Source organism: Gaoshiqia sp. US2 (assembly GCF_059705485.1).
In genome coordinates, this window is the sequence record NZ_AP048550.1 from 833,513 (window position 1) to 852,192 (window position 18,680).

The window sequence follows — 18,680 nt, forward strand, 5'->3', positions numbered from 1 at the left end:
AAAAATCTAAGAAATGTTACATTCAATCAAACTGAAATCTTATTTTCTATTTTCTGTTGGTGTGATAGCACTCGTTGTCTACGGCTGTTCAGTTTCATTAGGGCAAACTTCCACTCCCGGTTTGGCAGGCCCGACTAAAACATCATTATTAAAACATTCCGATGTGGCTATCTGGTTTGATGCTCCGGACGATTACCTCAAATATCCTAATGTGGATGTCATTGTGCAGGATCTTGATATTACGAACGAACTTGATTTGCCAAAGTGGAAGGAGCTTGTTGAAAAGTGGCATTCACAGGGAAAACGGTTTTTTGCGGAAGTGCGGGCGGCAACCCCTTTGGGCAATACATTTGAGACATTGATGGATGATCCCGGAATGCGGGAAGCCGCATGTCTGGATTTCAATTATAACCATATTACTCCTTCATGGCAGCTTACCCGATCATTTCGGGATCAGTCGTTACAATTTTTTTGTTCCAATAATCCTCGCTACCGGGCTTTTCTTCGTTATCTGATTTACCTCTATCAGGAATCCGGGGCCGACGGGTTATTTGTGGATGATACGGGCGGCACACCTGCCAGTTTCTTTCAAGGCGGTTGCTTTTGTCCTTATTGCACAAGACTTTTTCGCGACTTTCTCCGTGACAAATATACTCCGGAACAATGGAAAACATTCAATCTGGGCGACCTTAATACTTTCGAGTACAGGAAGGTGATTCTTCAATATGCTGATGACCAATCTACCCTGGATGCTGCCCGGATGCGCAATGAAATTCCGTTGACAAACGATTTCCAGGAATTCTTGATACAGTCAGATGCGGATTTCTTCCAGGATCTTCATGCTCAAATCGATAAACTAAACGGGAAACATGTGCCGATGGCTTGGGACAACTTCAATTTTTTGTCAGCTCGTATGCCTTATTATCCGACGCTTGATGCACTTGCCCCGGAAACAAATTTTGCCCTTTTCACGGTAAACGGTCAAGGTGACAACACCTTGTTGCCCCCGGCGATTACTCTGCTCAATAGGGTGTCGGATGCTCTCGGCAAATGGTACTCCCCAATTCCTGCACCTCCTACCTGGACGGTAGCAAAAGAAAAAAACCTTACCGGTATGCTACGCCTGTGGGTTGCTGCAACTTATGCCAATGGCGGCATTCCCCGCTATCCGCGAAAAGGGTGGTGTAAAGGCAATTCCGGAAGATGGTATTATCCTCCGAAAGAGGCATTCTCACCTCTTTATGATTTTGTTCGTTCTCATCGTTCATTATTTGATGGCTATGAAAACGTGGCGCAGGTGGGTGTGATAGTTACTGAAAATACGGCTGAAATGAGCGGCAGTGGAGCGGCAGTACCTCTCAAACATATTGCCGAGAGCCTGGTTAACCTGAATGTACCTTTTGGTGTTACACTTGCAGGGGAAAACCAAATTAAACAACGGTTAAATCCGGATGATGGTACAAGGTTTGAACTTCTTCTTATCCCGGAATCTGCCAAATTTGATACACCTCAGCAACAATTGGTTGAAGAGTGGAAAAATAAGGGTATAGCCTTCACGGTTGCTGGCACGGACAATCTTACAACCATGCTCAAAGGGCGCATTGAACCACTTGTTGCGTTGGAGAGCAAGAGTGATGTATGGCTTTTTCCCAGGGCTGTTCCAGGTAATAAGGATACCCCGGTAGTTTGCCATGTAGTGAATTGGAATTATAATTCTACAACGAATACAACTGTTTCACAGAAGAATGTCAAAGTTCGCATACGTACGTCAATAATAGATGGGGCGAAAGTAAAGAAGGTGATTTATCATACTGTTGAAAAACCGGAACAATCTCTTGATTTTGTTATTCGTGACAACGCTATTCATCTTACTGTTCCGGAAGTTGAGTTATGGGGCGTACTTGAGTTACAACATTGATGATGCAAAATGATTATGGAGAAAATAGTTATGAAAAACAATATTGACCGACGTAGTTTTCTAAAAACAACCGGGCTATTAACGGCGAGTGTTGGATTGGCCGGATTCCATTCCAATGTGTTTGCTTGCGGTTTTCCTGCAAGTGTAACACCGAATGCGGATAAACTCGGATGGCGGCTCGGGGTTCACGGCTACAGTTTTAGAAAGTTCACACTTTATGAATCGATAGAAAAAACGGCCTCGATTGGTTTACAATATATCGGGGCATATCCGACCCAACGTCTCAGTCCAAAAAAACCTGAAGTAAGAATTAGCGAAGAATTACCGAAAAGAGATCGTCGTGACATCAGAAAATGGCTTGATGATTCAGGGCTCAAGATGTTACACTTGGGCGTTTGGGGCTTTGATCAGGGTGAAGATAAGTTCCGTCCGGTTTATGACCTTGCCGCTGAACTTGGTGTTGAAACGATTCTCGCTGAACCTCCGGAAGATTCCTTTGATGCATTGGATAAACTTTGTAATGAATACAATATTGCTCTTGCCATTCACAATCACCCCCGATCTCATAAAGGCTCGCGCTACTGGAGTCCGGAGCTAGTATTGAAGGCTCGCAACAGGTACGACGACAGCGTAGGTGCTTGCGCCGATACTGGACATTGGGCACGTACAGGTTGGAATACAGTCAATTGTCTGGAAAAATTGCAGGGTCATATTTTGGCTTTACATTTAAAAGACATGAGCCAATTAGGCGATGACGGACATTGTGTGCCTTTCGGTACAGGCGTTTGCGATGTGAAGGGCATGTTGTCTGAAATTCACAAACAACAGATTAAGCCAGTTTTTATGATTGAATATGAAAGCAATTGGGACAACAACATTTCTGATATAAGACAATGCGTGAACTATTTTGATTCAGTTGCTGGAATGCTTCTTTCAAGATTGGGAGACCATTGAACTTTGTAAGACAAATAATTGATCTTAAATTTTTAGGATTTAAACCTAAAACTGCTATGTTATGTTAAAATCAAACCCAATCAACACATTCATGTTTATATTACTATTTTGGGTGTTGTCGTTGGACGCTTTCCCCTCTGACGACAATCCAATTACTGCTACATTACCTGAAATCCCAAATACCACTTTTCTTTTAGCTAGATATGGAGGTGTTGGTGACGGGAAAACGATGAATACAGAGGCTTTTAACAAAGCGATAGCGGCGCTGGAAGCAGCAGGTGGTGGACATCTCGTTGTTCCTACCGGAATATTTAAAACCTTGCCTATTAAGTTGGTCAGTAGGATGGAATTGCACCTGGAAGAAGGGGCTGTCATTAAGGCGCCTGAAACGTTTGATGAATACGGATTGCCCGATCCTGGCACGCTGAAAGTTTCTACAAAAAATGGAGATGATCAGACAGTGAGGCAAAGTGAAACTGTTGCACCACTTATATCAGGTTTTGGACTGGAAGATGTCGCTATTACAGGAAGTGGAACTATTGATGGTTCTGGAGCACTTTTTTGGCCTTGGTCTGAACGAGAGGGACGAAAAAATCCAGGACGTCCGGTAATTCAACGTCCGATTTTAGTTATGATATCCGGTAAGCGCTTGCATTTCGATGGAGTAACTTTACTTAATTCTCCCAAATTCCATTTGGTGCCAAGTGGTGAAGATATTACAATTGAGAACTTAAAAATTATTGCTTCGGAAAGGGGTGCAAATACAGATGCAATGGATCCAAGAGGAAAACGAATTGTGATTCGTCATTGCTTAACTGATGTAGGGGATGACAATGTAGCCCTTCAAAGTGGTTCGAGCGATATATTGATTGAGGATATGACTTGCCTGCATGGTCACGGCATTTCTATTGGCAGTTACACTATGGATGGTATAAACCATGCGATTATAAGGAATTGTACATTCAACGGTACACATTTTGGTCTGCGAATTAAATCTGCTCGTGGACGTGGTGGCGAAGTACACAATATTCATTATTCCAACATTACAATGAAAAATGTTTCAAAGCCATTTTATATCAGTATGTTATATACTGGGTTTGCCCCGGATATAAAAAATCGAATAGCCCGTTCTGACCAGAAATATTTCATCCCTCATTTTCACGATATTCATATTAATAACCTGACTTCAGAAAATTCACCCATCGCTGGCTGTATAATTGGTATTCCAGAACAAATGGTACGTAATATCAGTTTTACCAATGTTAAAATACAATCAACACGAGGTTTTCTGGTTCAAGATGCAAAAGAAGTGACTTTTAATCATGCAGAAATTGAAGTAGAAGAGGGTGAGCCACTGTTAACAGACAACGCTGAAGTTATTTTGAATGGAAAATATATCAGTGGTAAAACAGGAGGTTCACTTGATCCATTCTATTAATTGGCATCCTTGAAAAACCGTAGTTTGTGTTATGAAATTGATTTTGCATATTTCCCTATTACAGGCTTTTTTGTCATTTAATGCGATTGCTGCAGACACCGTGGACAAGCAATCAGAATCAGTGGCAGTATGGTCCCCATGGGAACAGGTGTTGACAAGTTCTCAAGGGTATAAAAATCCGTATCGCGACGTAACATTGAAAGTGACTTATTTTGGACCTAGCGGGCAAACTTTTTCGGGCTATGTTTTTTGGGATGGTGGCATAACCTTTAAGATCCATGCTGCATTCCCATCTATTGGCGTATGGACATGGGAGACAAGTTGTTCAAAAACGAATGATCATGGACTAAACCAACGAAGTGGAACGGTCACTGTTGTTCCTTATACAGGATCAAATACGCTTTATCAGCATGGTTTTCTTAAAGTGAGTGATAATCATCGTTTTATTGCTCATGCTGATGGAACACCATTTCTTTTGGTAGGTGATACGCCCTGGTCTGCTTTTGTTGCTGCCTCGCAATCTGAATGGGAATATTATTTAAAAAACAGGTTGGCAAATAAGTTCACAGTTGTGCAGGTGCATTGCGGAAATGGTTTTGTTAAACGTGAAACTGACCGTGAGGGTAATGTTCCGTTTTTGGGAACAGGAGAGAACCTTCGATGGAACCCCGCTTATTGGCAGCAAGTAGAGAAAAAGGTTCGTACAGCCAATGAATATGGCATATTTGTATACATTTGTGCAGTACGGCAACCAGCAGCATGGAACGAATCAAAAGACTTTCCTATGAAAAATGTCTATGAGGTTGGAAGGTTTGCACGAAATCTTGCTGCGCGGTTAATGGGCAACTTCGTAATGTATTCACCAATAGCAGATGACCTTTGGAGCCCAATGGCTGAAGCAACAGGTCAGGCCCTCAACGAAGCGACTTGCATGCACCTGATCTCGGCACATCCTCGCTTTTTGTTAGAAGCTGCAGTACTGGAACATAAGAAAGATTACATTGATGTGGTTGGAGTTCAAACAGGTGAAGGTTGGACCAGTGATCCTTATAAAAAAGAGCCTCCAAAACCATATTCAACTCCATTGGCTGCACAAAACGCTTATGAATGGCCACTCTATTTGTATCAATTAAGTCCTTCCAAACCTGTAATCAACCAGGAGGGGCCCTATGATCATCCGGTTGGAGATGACGGACGAGTCTCCCTTCCTCCTCATAAAGCAGGTTACTGGTCTTTCCTGTCGGGGGCATCGGGCTTTAATTACGGTTGTTTTGGTATCTGGAACTGGGGGCTGCCGGTTCATTGGATGAAAACCTATGACTTTCAAACTTCACTCAATTTGCCATCTGTTGCCAATATGAAATACCTCGCTGAGTTTTTTGGCAACATTCGTTGGTGGACACTTGAGCCGCACCCCGAACTTGTGCCCTATCAGACCACTGACCCAATGCACCGGGTAACAGTGGCATCCAGTCCGTCTGGAGATCTTATTGTCGCGTATTTGCCGGATAATAAAAGCATTCAGCTTAACTTGAGTGGTTTGAGGGAATCGATGACAGCCAGGTGGTTTAATCCTAGATCGTGCTTGTATGAGCCCTTTCCAGAAAAAATTTCGGGATCAGGATCCCATATTTTTGAAGGGCCAGATGGATGGGACGATGCAGTGCTGATTCTGTCTGATACAAACTAATTGATTACGCTAATTTTTTTAAACCTTTACTATGAAACTAAAATTAATTCTTTTATCATTATCGAATATTATTGTATTGACTTTTTTCAGTTCCACAATGATGGTAGCCCAAACATTTGAACCGGGGAAGGCAGGGCTGTCTCCATCACCTGTATTAAAGCATTCTGATGTGGCTATATGGTTCGATATGCCTGACGATCACCTGAAATATCCTGATGTTGATGTTATAGTACAGGACCTTGATATTGTCGATGAGATTGACTTACCTGAATGGCAAGAGCAAATCAGTCGGTGGCACGAACAGGGCAAACGGGTTTTTGCGGAGTTGAGGCCGGCCACACCGTTAGGAAAAACCTTTGAACGATTGATGGATGATCCCGGTATGCGGGAAGCAGGATGTGTGGATTTCAACGGCAACCCGATATCTCCGGGTTGGCAGGAAGGCAGAACGTATAAGGGATACCCCGTGCAATTTTTTTGTTCAAACAATCCGAGATACCGATCTTTTCTTCGTTATCTCATTTATTTGTACCATGAAGCAGGAGTTGATGGACTTTTTGTCGATGATGCTGGTGGAAATCCTGCCAGCGTCGCTAGTGGAGGTTGTTTATGTCAGCATTGCCTTAAACGCTTTCAAATCTTTTTGCAGAAGAAATACACACCTGACGAGTGGGATGCGCTAAAGCTTGGTGATTTGAACAAGTTCGATTATAAGCAAATAGTATTGAGTCATGCTTCCAATCTTACATCTTTCCGTGTTGCCCAGAAGGAGCATAAAATTCCTTTACTCCATGAGTTTGCAGATTTTCAAAGAGAATCTGATGCGGAACTGTTTAAAAGCCTCCACGCAGAGATGGATAAGCTGTGCGGTCGTCATGTTCCAATGGCCTGGGATAACTTCAATTTTTCTCCAGCTCGTACCGCTTATTATCCGACGCTGGATGTTTTTGCTCCAGAGATAAACTTTGGAAGTTTTGCAATCAATAACAGTGACAATAGGGAATTGCCCTATACGATTGTCATGCTCAACCGCATTTCGGATGGTATGGGCAAATGGTACTCGCCCATTCCGGCACCACCTACCTGGAAAGCGAACGAGACTGATAACCTGACCGGATTGCTTCGTCTTTGGATTGCAGTTACATACGCGAACGGTGGTTTGCCTCGGTATCCACGTAAGGGTTGGGCAGGTATACAGGATGGAGTGGTTGACTGGTATTATCCAGCCAAGGAGAATTTTAAGCCACTTTACGATTTTGTTCGAGCAAATCGCTACTTGTTTGATGGTTATGAGAACATCGGACAGGTTGGTGTGGTATTTTCAGAACAGCCCGCGGCGGTAATTGGGGGAGGAGCTGCATTACCACTAAAGCACATCACTGAAAGTTTGGTATCATTGAATATTCCTTATGGTATAGTAGTGGCAGGCGAGAAGGTAATTCCACAACGCCTCAACGCCGACGTTTTGAAGCGTTACGAACTCGTATTAGTTCCTGAATCGGCCAGACTTGATGCTCCCCAACAACTATTAGTTGAGAATTGGAAAAACGAGGGTAAAGCTTTTATTGTTTCCGGGCACGACGATCTTGAAACCTTGCTTAAAGAACATATAAGTTCTCTGGTAGCACTGGAAAATCAATGCGATGTCCGACTTTTTCCAAGAGGTGTACCAGAAAAAAAGGATGCCCCGGTGGTCTGTCACATGGTGAACTGGAACTATGACCCGGAAACCAACACAACTGTTCCTCAGAAAGATGTCAAAGTAAAGTTGAGTACCACCTTGGTTGGCGATGCAAAGGTTACTAAGGTGATTTACCATACGATAGGCGAACCAGAGCTTTCGCTCGATTTTGTGATTCAGGACAATGCGATACATGTTACAGTCCCCGAAGTTTCTTTATGGGGAGTGATAGAACTGAAACTATAGTTTATAATACAGAAATACATGGAGAAGTCATCCGCCATGCTAAACATTGCTGTACATGCCGTGGTGAAATAAAGATTAAAACTGGCATTCGAAACCAAAAGCTGGATTGACCTGGTAATATTGGAAAAGTAGTTGAGGTTAGTTGAGGTCATTGCTCAAGGGGAGCCGGTGAAAGAAGTGCCATTGGCGAAAGAACACTTGAAAAAAAAGTTTTAAGAAAGTGGATTTGGGAGGGTTTGAAAAAAATATTGATTACGCTATCTATGTTTTAACCGCTCGATCATTTTGAAATACAAATCAACCTTTGCTTATGAGAAGAATAATTGTTTATTCGACATTGTTTTTATTGGTACTTTGTACTAAATCAGTCGGTGTTTTTGCTCAGGAACCTGGATACTCAATAGTAATTGAAGATTCTCCCGACGATTTAAGGTTGGCAGTTGCCAGTTCAACATTAGTGATCAACAAACTAAGTTGGAAAATGAGTTTATATGGGGAGGATAAAAAACTAAGGATGGTAGAGGCGGCTGCTCCATCATTTTTTATTGGAGGGGAATCAGTTTTTCTCAAAAAAATTATTAAAACCGAAAGACTCGATGATAGTTCAGTTCGACTCATCATTTCACTTTCGAACAATGATAAGGGAATTGTGAAAATTAGTTCTTCCAATGAATTTGATTTCAGAATTCAGATTGAATCGGATAATCCTAAAGTTACAACAATTAAAGGAGTGTTCTCGCTTCAACCAGTGGAGGAAATTTATGGTTTTGGCGAAATGTGGAATGGCCATGTTGCGCAACGTGGACAGTCATTTGATTTATGGGACAAAAGCGGAACGCCCGATGAGTGTGCTTACATGCCCTATTTTGTATCAACCAATAATTATGGGTTCTTCTTGAATTATGGTGGTCAAGTAAGTTTCGATGTGGGGCAAAGCAATTCAAGCGAACTGGTATTCGAGGCTCCTGTTCCAAAATTCGACTTTACGCTTCTAACAGGTAACAGTCTTGCTAATACAGTTCAAAATTATGTTAAAATAACTGGTATGCCGGCCTGTCCACCGCGGTGGGCCTTTAAGCCTTGGTTCTGGTTGATGTCAGCTCAAGATAAGCCTGGGGCAAATATCAATACATTAAAGGGAGAGGATTTTCCTCTTATGGTCAAAAAATTGAAGGAACTTAATTTTCCCGTCGGAGTTACCTGGTTTGAGCCTCCCTGGCAAGATGCGCGTAACTCGTTCATTCCAAACAAAGATTTCAGCGCTGATCTAAAAGGCTTGATCAAAGAAGTTGAAGATTTGGGGGTAAAAATGCTGGCGTGGACAGTTCCCTATACCACCCCCGAAGCCTCCAACTGGGATGAAGCTGTTGAAAAGGGTTACCTGGTGCAGAAACCCGGAGGGGAGAAAGTTGATGTCCAGGTAAAAGTTACCTCTACCGGTGAAGTGGAGGGAAATTATTATACGGCCATCGATTACTATAATCCTGAAGCTTTCGAATGGTGGAAAAAACAAATTGAAGCGTCAGTTGACCTTGGGCTAAAAGGGTTTAAGCCGGATGCGGGTCAGGATATTCCCAAAGACGCCCTGTTGTATGGAAACCGCCTTGGAAAGGATGTGCGCAATTCATATGCCCTTGAGTATAATAAAGTGTATTTCAAAGCGCTGAAGGATAAATTAGGGGATGATTTTTTGATGGTGCCACGTGCTGCATGGATTGGTTCCGCAGCATATACCAATTTCAAATGGCCGGGCGATTTAAGCAGTGATTTTGGCAGTAACGGTCTTCCTTCGTCTGTGTATTCCTCTATTAGTCTCGCTTTAAGTGGAATTCCTTTTGTTTCGTCGGATATTGGTGGTTTTATGGATCGCCCTGCTCCTGAAGACATATGGGTGCGTTGGGCTCAGTTTGGAACCTTTATCCCAGGTATGCAGACTTTGAACATGCCATGGTATTATTCAGAGAGTGCCCTTAAACATTATCGCTACCTGACTTGGCTGCATACCGATCTGATTCCGTTCTGGATGAGTCTTGCTCATGATGCTCATCAGTCAGGTACTCCGTTAATTCGTCCGCTTGTATGGGATTACCAGAATGATGTGAAATGTTGGCGGGTAGACGATGAATTTACAGTTGGGAATGCCTTTTTAATTGCGCCAATAATTAATTCGAATGCTGATCGGGAGGTATATCTTCCGGAAGGAACATGGATTGATTTCTGGAATGAAAAAGAGACCCTTCAAGGACCTAAAAAAATCAGATGGTTTAAAGGGTGGAAAGATTCCAAATATAAATTTCCGGTTTATATTCGTGAAGGTTCGATTATTCCAATGGAGATCAGTAATGAAGAAAGCGGTTTTGGTTCCGTTGCTTCAAAAGGGTATGTAACTCTTTCAATCTGGCCTAAAGTTGAAGGTGAAAGTACATTTGCCTTGAATGACACCGAGGCTGAAGTTTTGATAAAAGTTGAACGTTCGGAGCAAAACAAAATAAATATTTCATGGGGAAAAACCAGTAAAAATTATTTGCTGAGGGTTCATCTTCGAAAAGGGGAAACGCCTGCGGTTGTGAAATCAGTAAAAAATACGAACATGACAAATGAATACAACAGTCTGGAATCTTTCAGAAACGATACGAAAGAAGGTTGGTATTTTGATGCTGCGACACAAAATTTATGGGTGAGGAAGATAAATGGGGGGAATGAAGGAGCGATTGATATTGCTTTACGATAAAATATAAGCCCAAATACGTTATGCACTCTATTTAGAGAAGCGGATAGCCAGTTGCCGACCAATATGCTTTTTTCGAATTCACGGAAGGTTCCCCGTTCAGTATCGAAGGGCTGTCTATATCTTCATTCAGAACCGATAGTTAGGAAATTGAGGGAGATATAAATGATAAAAATTGAAAATTGATGCAATTGATTTGATATAAAACTGAAATGACAACAATAACTAAACCTGATCAAACTAAAAGAAAATTCGTTTTACCGTGTCGTTATTTGACACTTATTACACTCTTGTGTGTCTTTTTTACGGTTGCCTGCCAAAATAATGGAGGCAAAAGCCAGCCCGATGGGAAAACAGCAATTCGCTTGTTACCTGCTAATCCCCATTATTTTTTGTTCAGGGGGAAACCAACTGTGCTGTTGACAGTGGGAGAGCACTATAGTTCATTGCTTAACAAGGATTTCGATTTTGAAGCTTATCATGCTGTTCTTGAATCCAATGGATTGAACCAAACAAGGGTTTTTTCCGGTACTTTTATCGAACAGCCTGTAAAACCTACTTCGCTTTCGCCCCGTGGCAAAAGTAATTTTATAGCCCCTTGGGCATGGAGTAACGAAAAAGGAGGTTTTCACGGTTATAAATTTGATCTGGATAAATGGAATCCGGAATATTTTGAACGAATGCACCGGTTGCTTACTTCTGCGTCAAAACATGGGGTAGTTGTTGAGTTTGTACTTTTTTGCCCATTTTATAATGAGCGAAGTTGGACTGCATGTCCGATGAACCCGGAGAATAATATTCAGGGAGTTGGAGAATTAGATCACTTTCACCGTTTTATTACACTTTCAAATTCCGAATTGGTAGAATACCAGAAGAAGATGGTTCGGAAGATTGTTAGCGAATGCAAGGATTTTGACAATGTTTATTTTGAAATATGTAACGAGCCATACTGGAGTAAAAACGGAAATCCTCCGGTAACCCCGGATGAAAGGGCCGCTTGGCATAAAGTAATGATTAAAACATTTCTGGAAACAGAAAATTCCCTTTCAGAAGAAAAGAGACACATGATTGCTGTAAACGATACTTACAGAAGGATCGATTTTTCGCATGTGTCCACTATTAACTTTCATTATGTAGGCGATCCGGACGTTGGCGCTATGGTCTGGCTGAACAAATTGTATGATTCGGGAAAGGCGTTCATTTTTGATGAAACAGAATTCAAAGATAGCAGAAGGGTTATCCAATATACAGCGGCAGATGCCCGCGTGGAAGCGTGGGAATTTATGATAGGAGGGGGAAGTGGTTATAGTAATCTTGCCTTGACTTCCTATTCCGTGAAAGACGAAGAAGGTTTCACGGCCCATGCTGATTCGCTCCGTAACCAAATGGGAAATCTAAAACACTTTATTGAGGAACTGGATTTAACAAAGATGAGCCGTGAGACGACTGTTCTCATTGGAGGGATAGCGGATAATACGCATTTTAGTGCATTAAGTGATCACGGATCAAAATATGTTATGTATTTCCATCAGGGAGAATTAAAGAAGAGGACTTCCTATACTACCCATTCCGGCAATTATCAGGTTAAGCCTGAACTGAACCTAACTTCAGGAAAATACAAAGCTGAATGGATAAACCCCGCAGATATGAAAGTGATTCAGCCGGTTGATCTTGAATGCGATGGAGGAATAATTTCTTTGGGCTCCCCGGTTTTTGCAATTGATATCGCTTTGAAAATAGATCGCATAACCCTTTAAGTGGAAGGTATGATGAAAAAAATATTTATAATATTCCTGTTTGCTTGTAATACGTTTTTCATACCACAAAATACTTATTCTCAGAAAAGTTGGAGACTGAAGGACGGGTTTGCTTCCCAAAACGGGAAACAAGTGTTCCTTCACGGCGCCAATTATGTGGTGTCCAAAAATTGGTTGCTGAACCTGGAAATATGGAATGAGGCAGCATACGAAAATGACATGAAGATGCTAAGTGAACTGGGTGTGAACTGCCTGAGGTATTTCCCGCTTTGGAGCCTGGTGCAGCCCGAGCCAAACAAGCTGGATAAAGCGATCCTGAAACGTCTGGAAAGGATTGTTGAACTGGCAGAAAAATATCACATCTCATTACAATTAGCCCCGTTGACTGGCTTTGTGTCAGGCCACGTTTTTGTACCTAAATGGGCGACCGACGGCAATCTTTTTACCAATCCGGAATTGATTAAAGCAGAGCAGTTCCTGGTAAGGGGATTGGCCAAAAGGTACCGGGACAACCCGAACGTGCAGGTTTTTGATTTTGGCAACGAGATCAATGTTTTATTGAGCAGCAAAATGAAACTTAATGCTTCAGAAAAACAAATCGATGACTGGATGCAGGCCATTTACAAGGCTTTTAAAGAAGGGGTGGACTTGCCTGTGACCAATGGGATCGGTACCGGTTATCCGAATTTGTGGAAAGTGGGGAACATGAAAAAATCGGTTGACTTTATGTCGACCCATTACCAGTGTGCCGGGCATGCTGTTGATCTAAAGGGTGGAAGTCCCGACGGAGCCGTAATGACCGGAATCCGCTAGCCGAAAGCAAGGGTGTCGCAGGTGACTGCAATCTGTGGAAGGCAGCCGTAGGCAAAAGTCTGACAAGACGAACAGAAACCGGATATAAGACCTGTTTCCCCGGGTAATTGAGCTTGGAATCAAGATGCCCAATAGTCATACGGAGGGGAAGGGGGTAAATCCGGCTTGTCTGGCGTTTGCCCAAATCGGGCTACAGTCATTACTTGTCAGGATGGAAAGGTAAGAAATTAGTAGAAACCGCCGAGGTACGGAAGTATGCCAGGTGGTGTGGGGGGACAGCGGCGTGAGCCGCTTCCTACCCGATTCCCAAGTTTTCAGACACATATTTGCTTATTATTGCCCTATAGGAAGGCGCAGGGAGATATATCTAAAGCTTAATGGAATAAGAATATAGACTGAATAATTACAAATATTCCTGGTTGACTGTCTATATTTAGATTCCATGATCATCTATTGTCGATATTTAATTCCCTATGAATAGAAAGAAGAGAATAGATATTCTGACGGTAATTAGAGATGAAGAATTAACCCATAGGACAAATTTTTGAATGTAGCGATGGAGTATCCCTCAAAGACTATTGAATGTCGATATACGAAAACAGATGAGGTAAACATAAACCATTAAGCAATTGTGATAATTTATAACCCCAAAACACTAGTGTCCCATTAAAATTGGGACGTTATTAATATTAAACAAATTTGGCTCATTAAGCCTAAAACGTTCTTTGTCATTTTGAAATTTAGTTCTCTTAAAAAGGTCTCGAAGATGAGTTTTATCAGTCAATGATATACTCAAGATTTGCAAAACCTCATAAGTACTTCTGTCAAGATTCATGTCTTCCTGGACAATTGCTACCAAGCAGTAGGTACATATAGCAACGTAAATCTGGATTCGAACGGCATTTTCAGTAGTACCCCAGAATTTCTTGATTTTCAGATGTTGTTTTAGCCATTTAAAGAATAGCTCGACTTGCCAGCGGTTCTTATAAAGTTCAGCAACTTGAAGAGCTGAAATGTGCATTGCATTGGTTAAGAATACAAACTCACGCTTTTGTTCTTCATCCCAATATCTGACCATTCGAAGATGTTCTGGATAATATTGCCTGGGATAAAAACCAGTCATTTCAATCGTTACATCTGAAAGTACGTTCTTGGGCATTCTTCGTTTCCATTTGATTATCTTGTATTGAAGATTCTTCTTTGCTCTGACAACGAAGAAGGCTTCTATCTGATGAATCCTGTACAACATCTTGAAGTGATTATATGCACGATCAAATATGTAATATGATCCTGATTCATAAGGAATTTCTTTCATTGCCGTAGAGTCGTGTACCGAAGCTTCAGTAATATGAAAGAATGCTGGGATTTGTGTTTCTACATCATATAATGTATGCACTTTGATTCCGCCTTTTTTCTTGCGGAACTTCGCCCACCAGAATACGGAAAGGCACAAGTCAATCGTTGTTGAATCAAAAGCGTAGACATTACCATCAAGCTTGAAGATGTCAGAAACTCTTTTCTGCCTGGCTTCGTTAACCAGATAGTAAGCATATTCTTCAAAGATGCGACAGTCTCTGTCTTGATTAGCTCTGGCTAAGGATGATTTTGAAACATTCTTGCCTAAACCCAAATGATAAGATTTGGAATGATGAGCATCAATTGCAACAATCAAATCTCTCAGGCTTTCACGATTTGATAATTGCCCGAACATCAGAGCAAGCAATTGATTCCAACAAGTGAAATGCTTCACGTATTTGTCACCGTCATACTTGCGAACGATGTAGTTGAACTTATTCCTATCCAGGAACGATGCTAACTGAGCAAAAACGTATTTATCCTTATGCATTTGCTAATCTGTTAATGAATAGCGAAAATGCAAATTGAAATCCGTTTAATCGAAAAAAGCCTATAACTAACTAAATTTCAAACATTTCAAAGAACATTATTAGATTTTAATGGGACAGCAATGACCCCAAAAACGAACTAAAAAATGAAATGAAATTGGAGGTAGAAGCTAATGGGTGAGCCAACACCCATAAGTCGAATAAGATTAAACTGAGTTACTAATTTTAATAAAACAAATCATGAACAAAATACGTAGGAGATGGGGTATCCATTTGAGATACTTTAAAAGATTATTACTAATAATGAAATTAACAGTTTTGTTGTTATTTGCGGGGTTAATGACTGTTTCGGCATCGATTTATTCTCAGTCAACAAAATTGACGTTAGATTTGGAAGAGGCATCGTATTTAGACGTGTTTCATAAGATCGAGGAAAACAGCGAATTTGTATTTATCTACAAGAGTGAAGTAGTTGATCTGAAAAAAAGAGTGGATTTAAAGGTTGAGGATTCAACAATTGAAGTAATCCTGGACGAGTTATTTAAAGATTCCGGGATACATTATGAAATATTAAAAAAACAAATAATTCTGACCCCGGACCGAACTATCCCAAAACAAGTCCCTGGCAATATCAATGAAAACTCAGAGCAGCCCAAATCAGTAAAAAGGACATTGTCAGGAACAGTGACTGATGTGGACGGGGAACCCATTCCTGGAGCAACAGTTATCGTTAAGGGTACAACCGTTGGTACGATTACAGATATTGATGGGACATTTACTTTAGACGTTTCTGCAGATACGAAAACTCTTGTATTTTCATTTGTTGGCTATGCAACTATGGAAATGCCAGTCGGAAGTCAATCTTCCTTTAATGTTGTTTTAAAAGAGGAAACAGTAGGCATTGAAGAAGTTGTGGCTGTTGGGTACGGTACAATGAAGAAGAGTGATCTTACAGGCGCATTAACTTCGGTGACGTCAGCAGATTTTGACAAACAACCGTTGACAAGGGTTGATCAAGCATTGCAGGGTAGGGCTGCTGGTGTACAAGTTACACAAACTGGTGGTAGTCCTGGTGGTAGCTATAAGATAAGAATCAGGGGAGCAAATTCTATTTCCGGTAATAACACTCCTTTATACATTGTTGATGGATTTATTTCTGATGATATTTCTTCAATTAATATTAATGACATCGAATCCATGGAAGTATTAAAGGATGCTTCAGCTACAGCTATTTATGGTTCCAGAGGAGCGAACGGTGTGATACTGGTTACAACTAAAAGTGGTAAGCGAGGTGGCAAAACAAAAGTATCTTTAGATTCATTTACCGGAGTTTCAAAAATTACCAAGAAACTTCCGGTAATGTCAGCAGCGGAGTTTGCAGAAGGGGTCAACTTTATGGAAGGTTCAGAATGGTTTTCAGATCAAGAAATTGAAGAGCTTCGGACTAATGGAGGAGAAGATTGGCAAGGCCGTTTCTTTAAGACCGGGCAATATGTGAATCATCAGTTATCTGTTGAAGGCGGAAATGAGAAGGTAGATTTTTATTTGTCAGGAAGTTATTATAAGGCAGGTGGCACAATCATAAATACGGATTTTGAGAGATATACGATTAGAGCGAAAATTAATGCTGATATTTCGGAAAAAATAAGATTAGGATTCAACGTCAGTGGAACAAGAAAGATAAGTACAGGTGTTCGGGCAGATTTAAGGCAAGGTTTAACCTGGGATCCAACGACTCCTGCTTATAACGAAAACGGTGAATACAACTTTGCAACATTAAAGCCAGGTGTTGGTAATGGTTTTCCGAATCCATTAATCCGACCAAATGAAAACAAGCATGATTATTACGATAATATCGCGACGGCTTATGGAGATATTGACATAAAATTATTGGATAACCTTACACTGAATATTTCCGGGGGTGTTGATCACGAAAATATAAACAATAATTCCTATGAATCTATACTTTTCACTGGTATTGGTGCTGCTGAGATTTCGGATAAAGAGTATTTGAAATTATTAAACACGAATCGCCTAACTTATGCTAACGACAAAATTAAGGGTCACAAATTTCAGGTTGACGTTATTCATGAGCAATATATGTTAACCTATTCCGGCGTAACAGCAAGTGCAGAAGGATTCTTTTCCGATAACATGACATATAAAAAGTTGTCTTTAGGACTAATACAGAGAAACACAAATTCGGCCTATGACGAAAGTTTACAATCTTTCCTTGGTCGTGTTAATTACTCTTATAAAGATAAATATTTGCTTACAGCTTCAATGCGGGCAGATGGTTCAAGTAAGTTTAGGAAAGGTCAGCAATGGGGATATTTCCCGTCAGGATCATTGGGGTGGAGAATTTCGGAAGAGAAGTTTATTCAGAGGATTGAAGCGATCAGCAATTTAAAATTGCGGGTTAGTTACGGTGTTACGGGTAGCCAGGCAATTAATGCATTAGCAACAAGAGAGCAAGCGCTTGTCGATGCCAGTCTAAACTATCCATTTTCAGGGGGTGCGGCTACAATTGGCATTGCTCCTTCAAACCGAATGGCCAACCCCAATCTGACCTGGGAGAAAACTTCACAAGTCGATATTGGACTGGACTTGGGACTGTTTGATTCAAAGGTTTCGTTTTCAGTAGATGCATATAAAAAGCACACTTCAGATCTTCTATTGGAACGGGCTTTGCCCGGGTTTGTCGGGCCAACGTTTGTTGTTGAAAATATTGGCGAAGTTGAAAATAAAGGATTTGAGATTAGCTTAAACATAATTCCTGTCAGAAAAAAAGACTGGAACATTTCATCCAATATATCTTTTAACCGCAATTTAAACAAAGTACTTGCACTTGTCAATAATGAGCCTATAGAAAAAGGTCTGTCTTATGTTGGATATATTCCTGTAAATCCAACTCGGATAGAAGTTGGTGAACCAATAAGTTCATTTAGGGGCTATGTTTTTGAAGGAGTTTATCAGCTTGGCGAAGAAGCAGAGGCTGCAAAATTTGGAAAGATACCTGGGAATGCGAAATATAAAGATATTTCCAATGACGGAGTAATTTCAACTGATGATATCACAACAATTGGCGACGGAAATCCTGATTTCACTTTTGGTTGGAATACTTCTATTTCATGGAAAGATCTCGATTTGAATTTTTTGTTCACCGGCTCGTACGGGAATGATATTTATAATCTTCAGCGTGCAGCAATGATGGGATTAGCCTCTAGTGTATATCATGCAACCCATCGTGATTATATGGACCGTTGGACTACGGAGAACCCAAGCAATATACCTTCTGGTAGAGATGGAACCGAGATTTTGTCAAGTCAGTTTTTGGAAGACGGTTCATATATAGCGCTTAAAAATATTAGTCTTGGCTATACCTTTAATAAGAATCGTCTTTTTAGCAAAGTTGGGATCAATATGGTCCGTTTATACGCGAGTGTTGAAAACGCATTTATTCTGACAAAATACGCTGGCTACGACCCCGAATCCACTGCAACAGGGAATTCAGATGTTGATTTAGGAATCGATGTAAGTACTTATCCGTTATCAAGGTCGGTTACGGGTGGGATCAAGTTAACATTTTAATGTAACTACTTAATAAAAAA

Annotated in this window: 10 protein-coding genes; 9 read left to right on the forward strand and 1 reads right to left on the reverse strand. The window is 41.0% G+C overall.

All coding sequences use genetic code 11. From position 1 onward, the window contains the following. Positions 1 to 13: 13 nt before the first annotated feature. From AC6H3C_RS03260 to AC6H3C_RS03295, 8 genes are all read left to right on the forward strand, one after another. Positions 14 to 1,918, forward strand: coding sequence for a hypothetical protein (locus AC6H3C_RS03260; RefSeq protein WP_497519213.1), 1,905 nt, complete (start codon positions 14 to 16; stop codon positions 1,916 to 1,918). Between the two features lie 15 nt (positions 1,919 to 1,933). Next, positions 1,934 to 2,872: a TIM barrel protein gene (locus tag AC6H3C_RS03265; protein WP_497519214.1), complete on the forward strand. Its 939-nt coding sequence runs from the start codon at positions 1,934 to 1,936 to the stop codon at positions 2,870 to 2,872. 61 nt (positions 2,873 to 2,933) lie between these two features. Continuing rightward, a complete protein-coding gene (locus AC6H3C_RS03270; protein ID WP_497519215.1) occupies positions 2,934 to 4,310 on the forward strand; it encodes a glycoside hydrolase family 28 protein in 1,377 nt (458 codons plus the stop codon). Between the two features lie 31 nt (positions 4,311 to 4,341). Continuing rightward, on the forward strand, positions 4,342 to 6,000 hold the full coding sequence (locus tag AC6H3C_RS03275; RefSeq protein WP_497519216.1) for a glycoside hydrolase family 140 protein: 1,659 nt from the start codon (positions 4,342 to 4,344) through the stop codon (positions 5,998 to 6,000). Positions 6,001 to 6,031: 31 nt separating this feature from the next. Further along, a complete protein-coding gene (locus AC6H3C_RS03280; RefSeq protein ID WP_497519217.1) occupies positions 6,032 to 7,927 on the forward strand; it encodes a hypothetical protein in 1,896 nt (631 codons plus the stop codon). Positions 7,928 to 8,237: 310 nt separating this feature from the next. Further along, on the forward strand, positions 8,238 to 10,658 hold the full coding sequence (locus AC6H3C_RS03285; protein WP_497519218.1) for a TIM-barrel domain-containing protein: 2,421 nt from the start codon (positions 8,238 to 8,240) through the stop codon (positions 10,656 to 10,658). A gap of 269 nt (positions 10,659 to 10,927) precedes the next feature. Beyond that, entirely contained in the window at positions 10,928 to 12,412 is a 1,485-nt protein-coding gene (locus tag AC6H3C_RS03290) for a hypothetical protein (protein WP_497519219.1), read from the forward strand. 9 nt (positions 12,413 to 12,421) lie between these two features. Beyond that, on the forward strand, positions 12,422 to 13,225 hold the full coding sequence (locus AC6H3C_RS03295; RefSeq protein ID WP_497519220.1) for a cellulase family glycosylhydrolase: 804 nt from the start codon (positions 12,422 to 12,424) through the stop codon (positions 13,223 to 13,225). Positions 13,226 to 13,880: 655 nt separating this feature from the next. Here the strand turns inward: AC6H3C_RS03295 and AC6H3C_RS03300 are convergent. Further along, positions 13,881 to 15,071, reverse strand: coding sequence for an IS4 family transposase (locus AC6H3C_RS03300; protein ID WP_497519221.1), 1,191 nt, complete (start codon positions 15,069 to 15,071; stop codon positions 13,881 to 13,883). Between the two features lie 238 nt (positions 15,072 to 15,309). Between AC6H3C_RS03300 and AC6H3C_RS03305 the strand changes: the two genes are divergently transcribed. Continuing rightward, positions 15,310 to 18,660, forward strand: a complete 3,351-nt coding sequence (locus AC6H3C_RS03305; RefSeq protein WP_497519222.1) for a TonB-dependent receptor — start codon at positions 15,310 to 15,312, stop codon at positions 18,658 to 18,660. Positions 18,661 to 18,680 lie beyond the last annotated feature (20 nt).

Excerpts from the sequence above, each read along its gene's own strand:
- AC6H3C_RS03260 (WP_497519213.1), top strand. The coding sequence starts at position 14 with ATGTTACATTCAATCAAACTGAAATCTTATTTTCTATTTTCTGTTGGT.
- AC6H3C_RS03280 (WP_497519217.1), top strand. The coding sequence starts at position 6,032 with ATGAAACTAAAATTAATTCTTTTATCATTATCGAATATTATTGTATTG.
- AC6H3C_RS03285 (WP_497519218.1), top strand. The coding sequence starts at position 8,238 with ATGAGAAGAATAATTGTTTATTCGACATTGTTTTTATTGGTACTTTGT.
- AC6H3C_RS03300 (WP_497519221.1), bottom strand. The coding sequence starts at position 15,071 with ATGCATAAGGATAAATACGTTTTTGCTCAGTTAGCATCGTTCCTGGAT.
- AC6H3C_RS03275 (WP_497519216.1), top strand. The coding sequence starts at position 4,342 with ATGAAATTGATTTTGCATATTTCCCTATTACAGGCTTTTTTGTCATTT.
- AC6H3C_RS03305 (WP_497519222.1), top strand. The coding sequence starts at position 15,310 with ATGAACAAAATACGTAGGAGATGGGGTATCCATTTGAGATACTTTAAA.
- AC6H3C_RS03265 (WP_497519214.1), top strand. The coding sequence starts at position 1,934 with ATGGAGAAAATAGTTATGAAAAACAATATTGACCGACGTAGTTTTCTA.
- AC6H3C_RS03270 (WP_497519215.1), top strand. The coding sequence starts at position 2,934 with ATGTTAAAATCAAACCCAATCAACACATTCATGTTTATATTACTATTT.
- AC6H3C_RS03295 (WP_497519220.1), top strand. The coding sequence starts at position 12,422 with ATGATGAAAAAAATATTTATAATATTCCTGTTTGCTTGTAATACGTTT.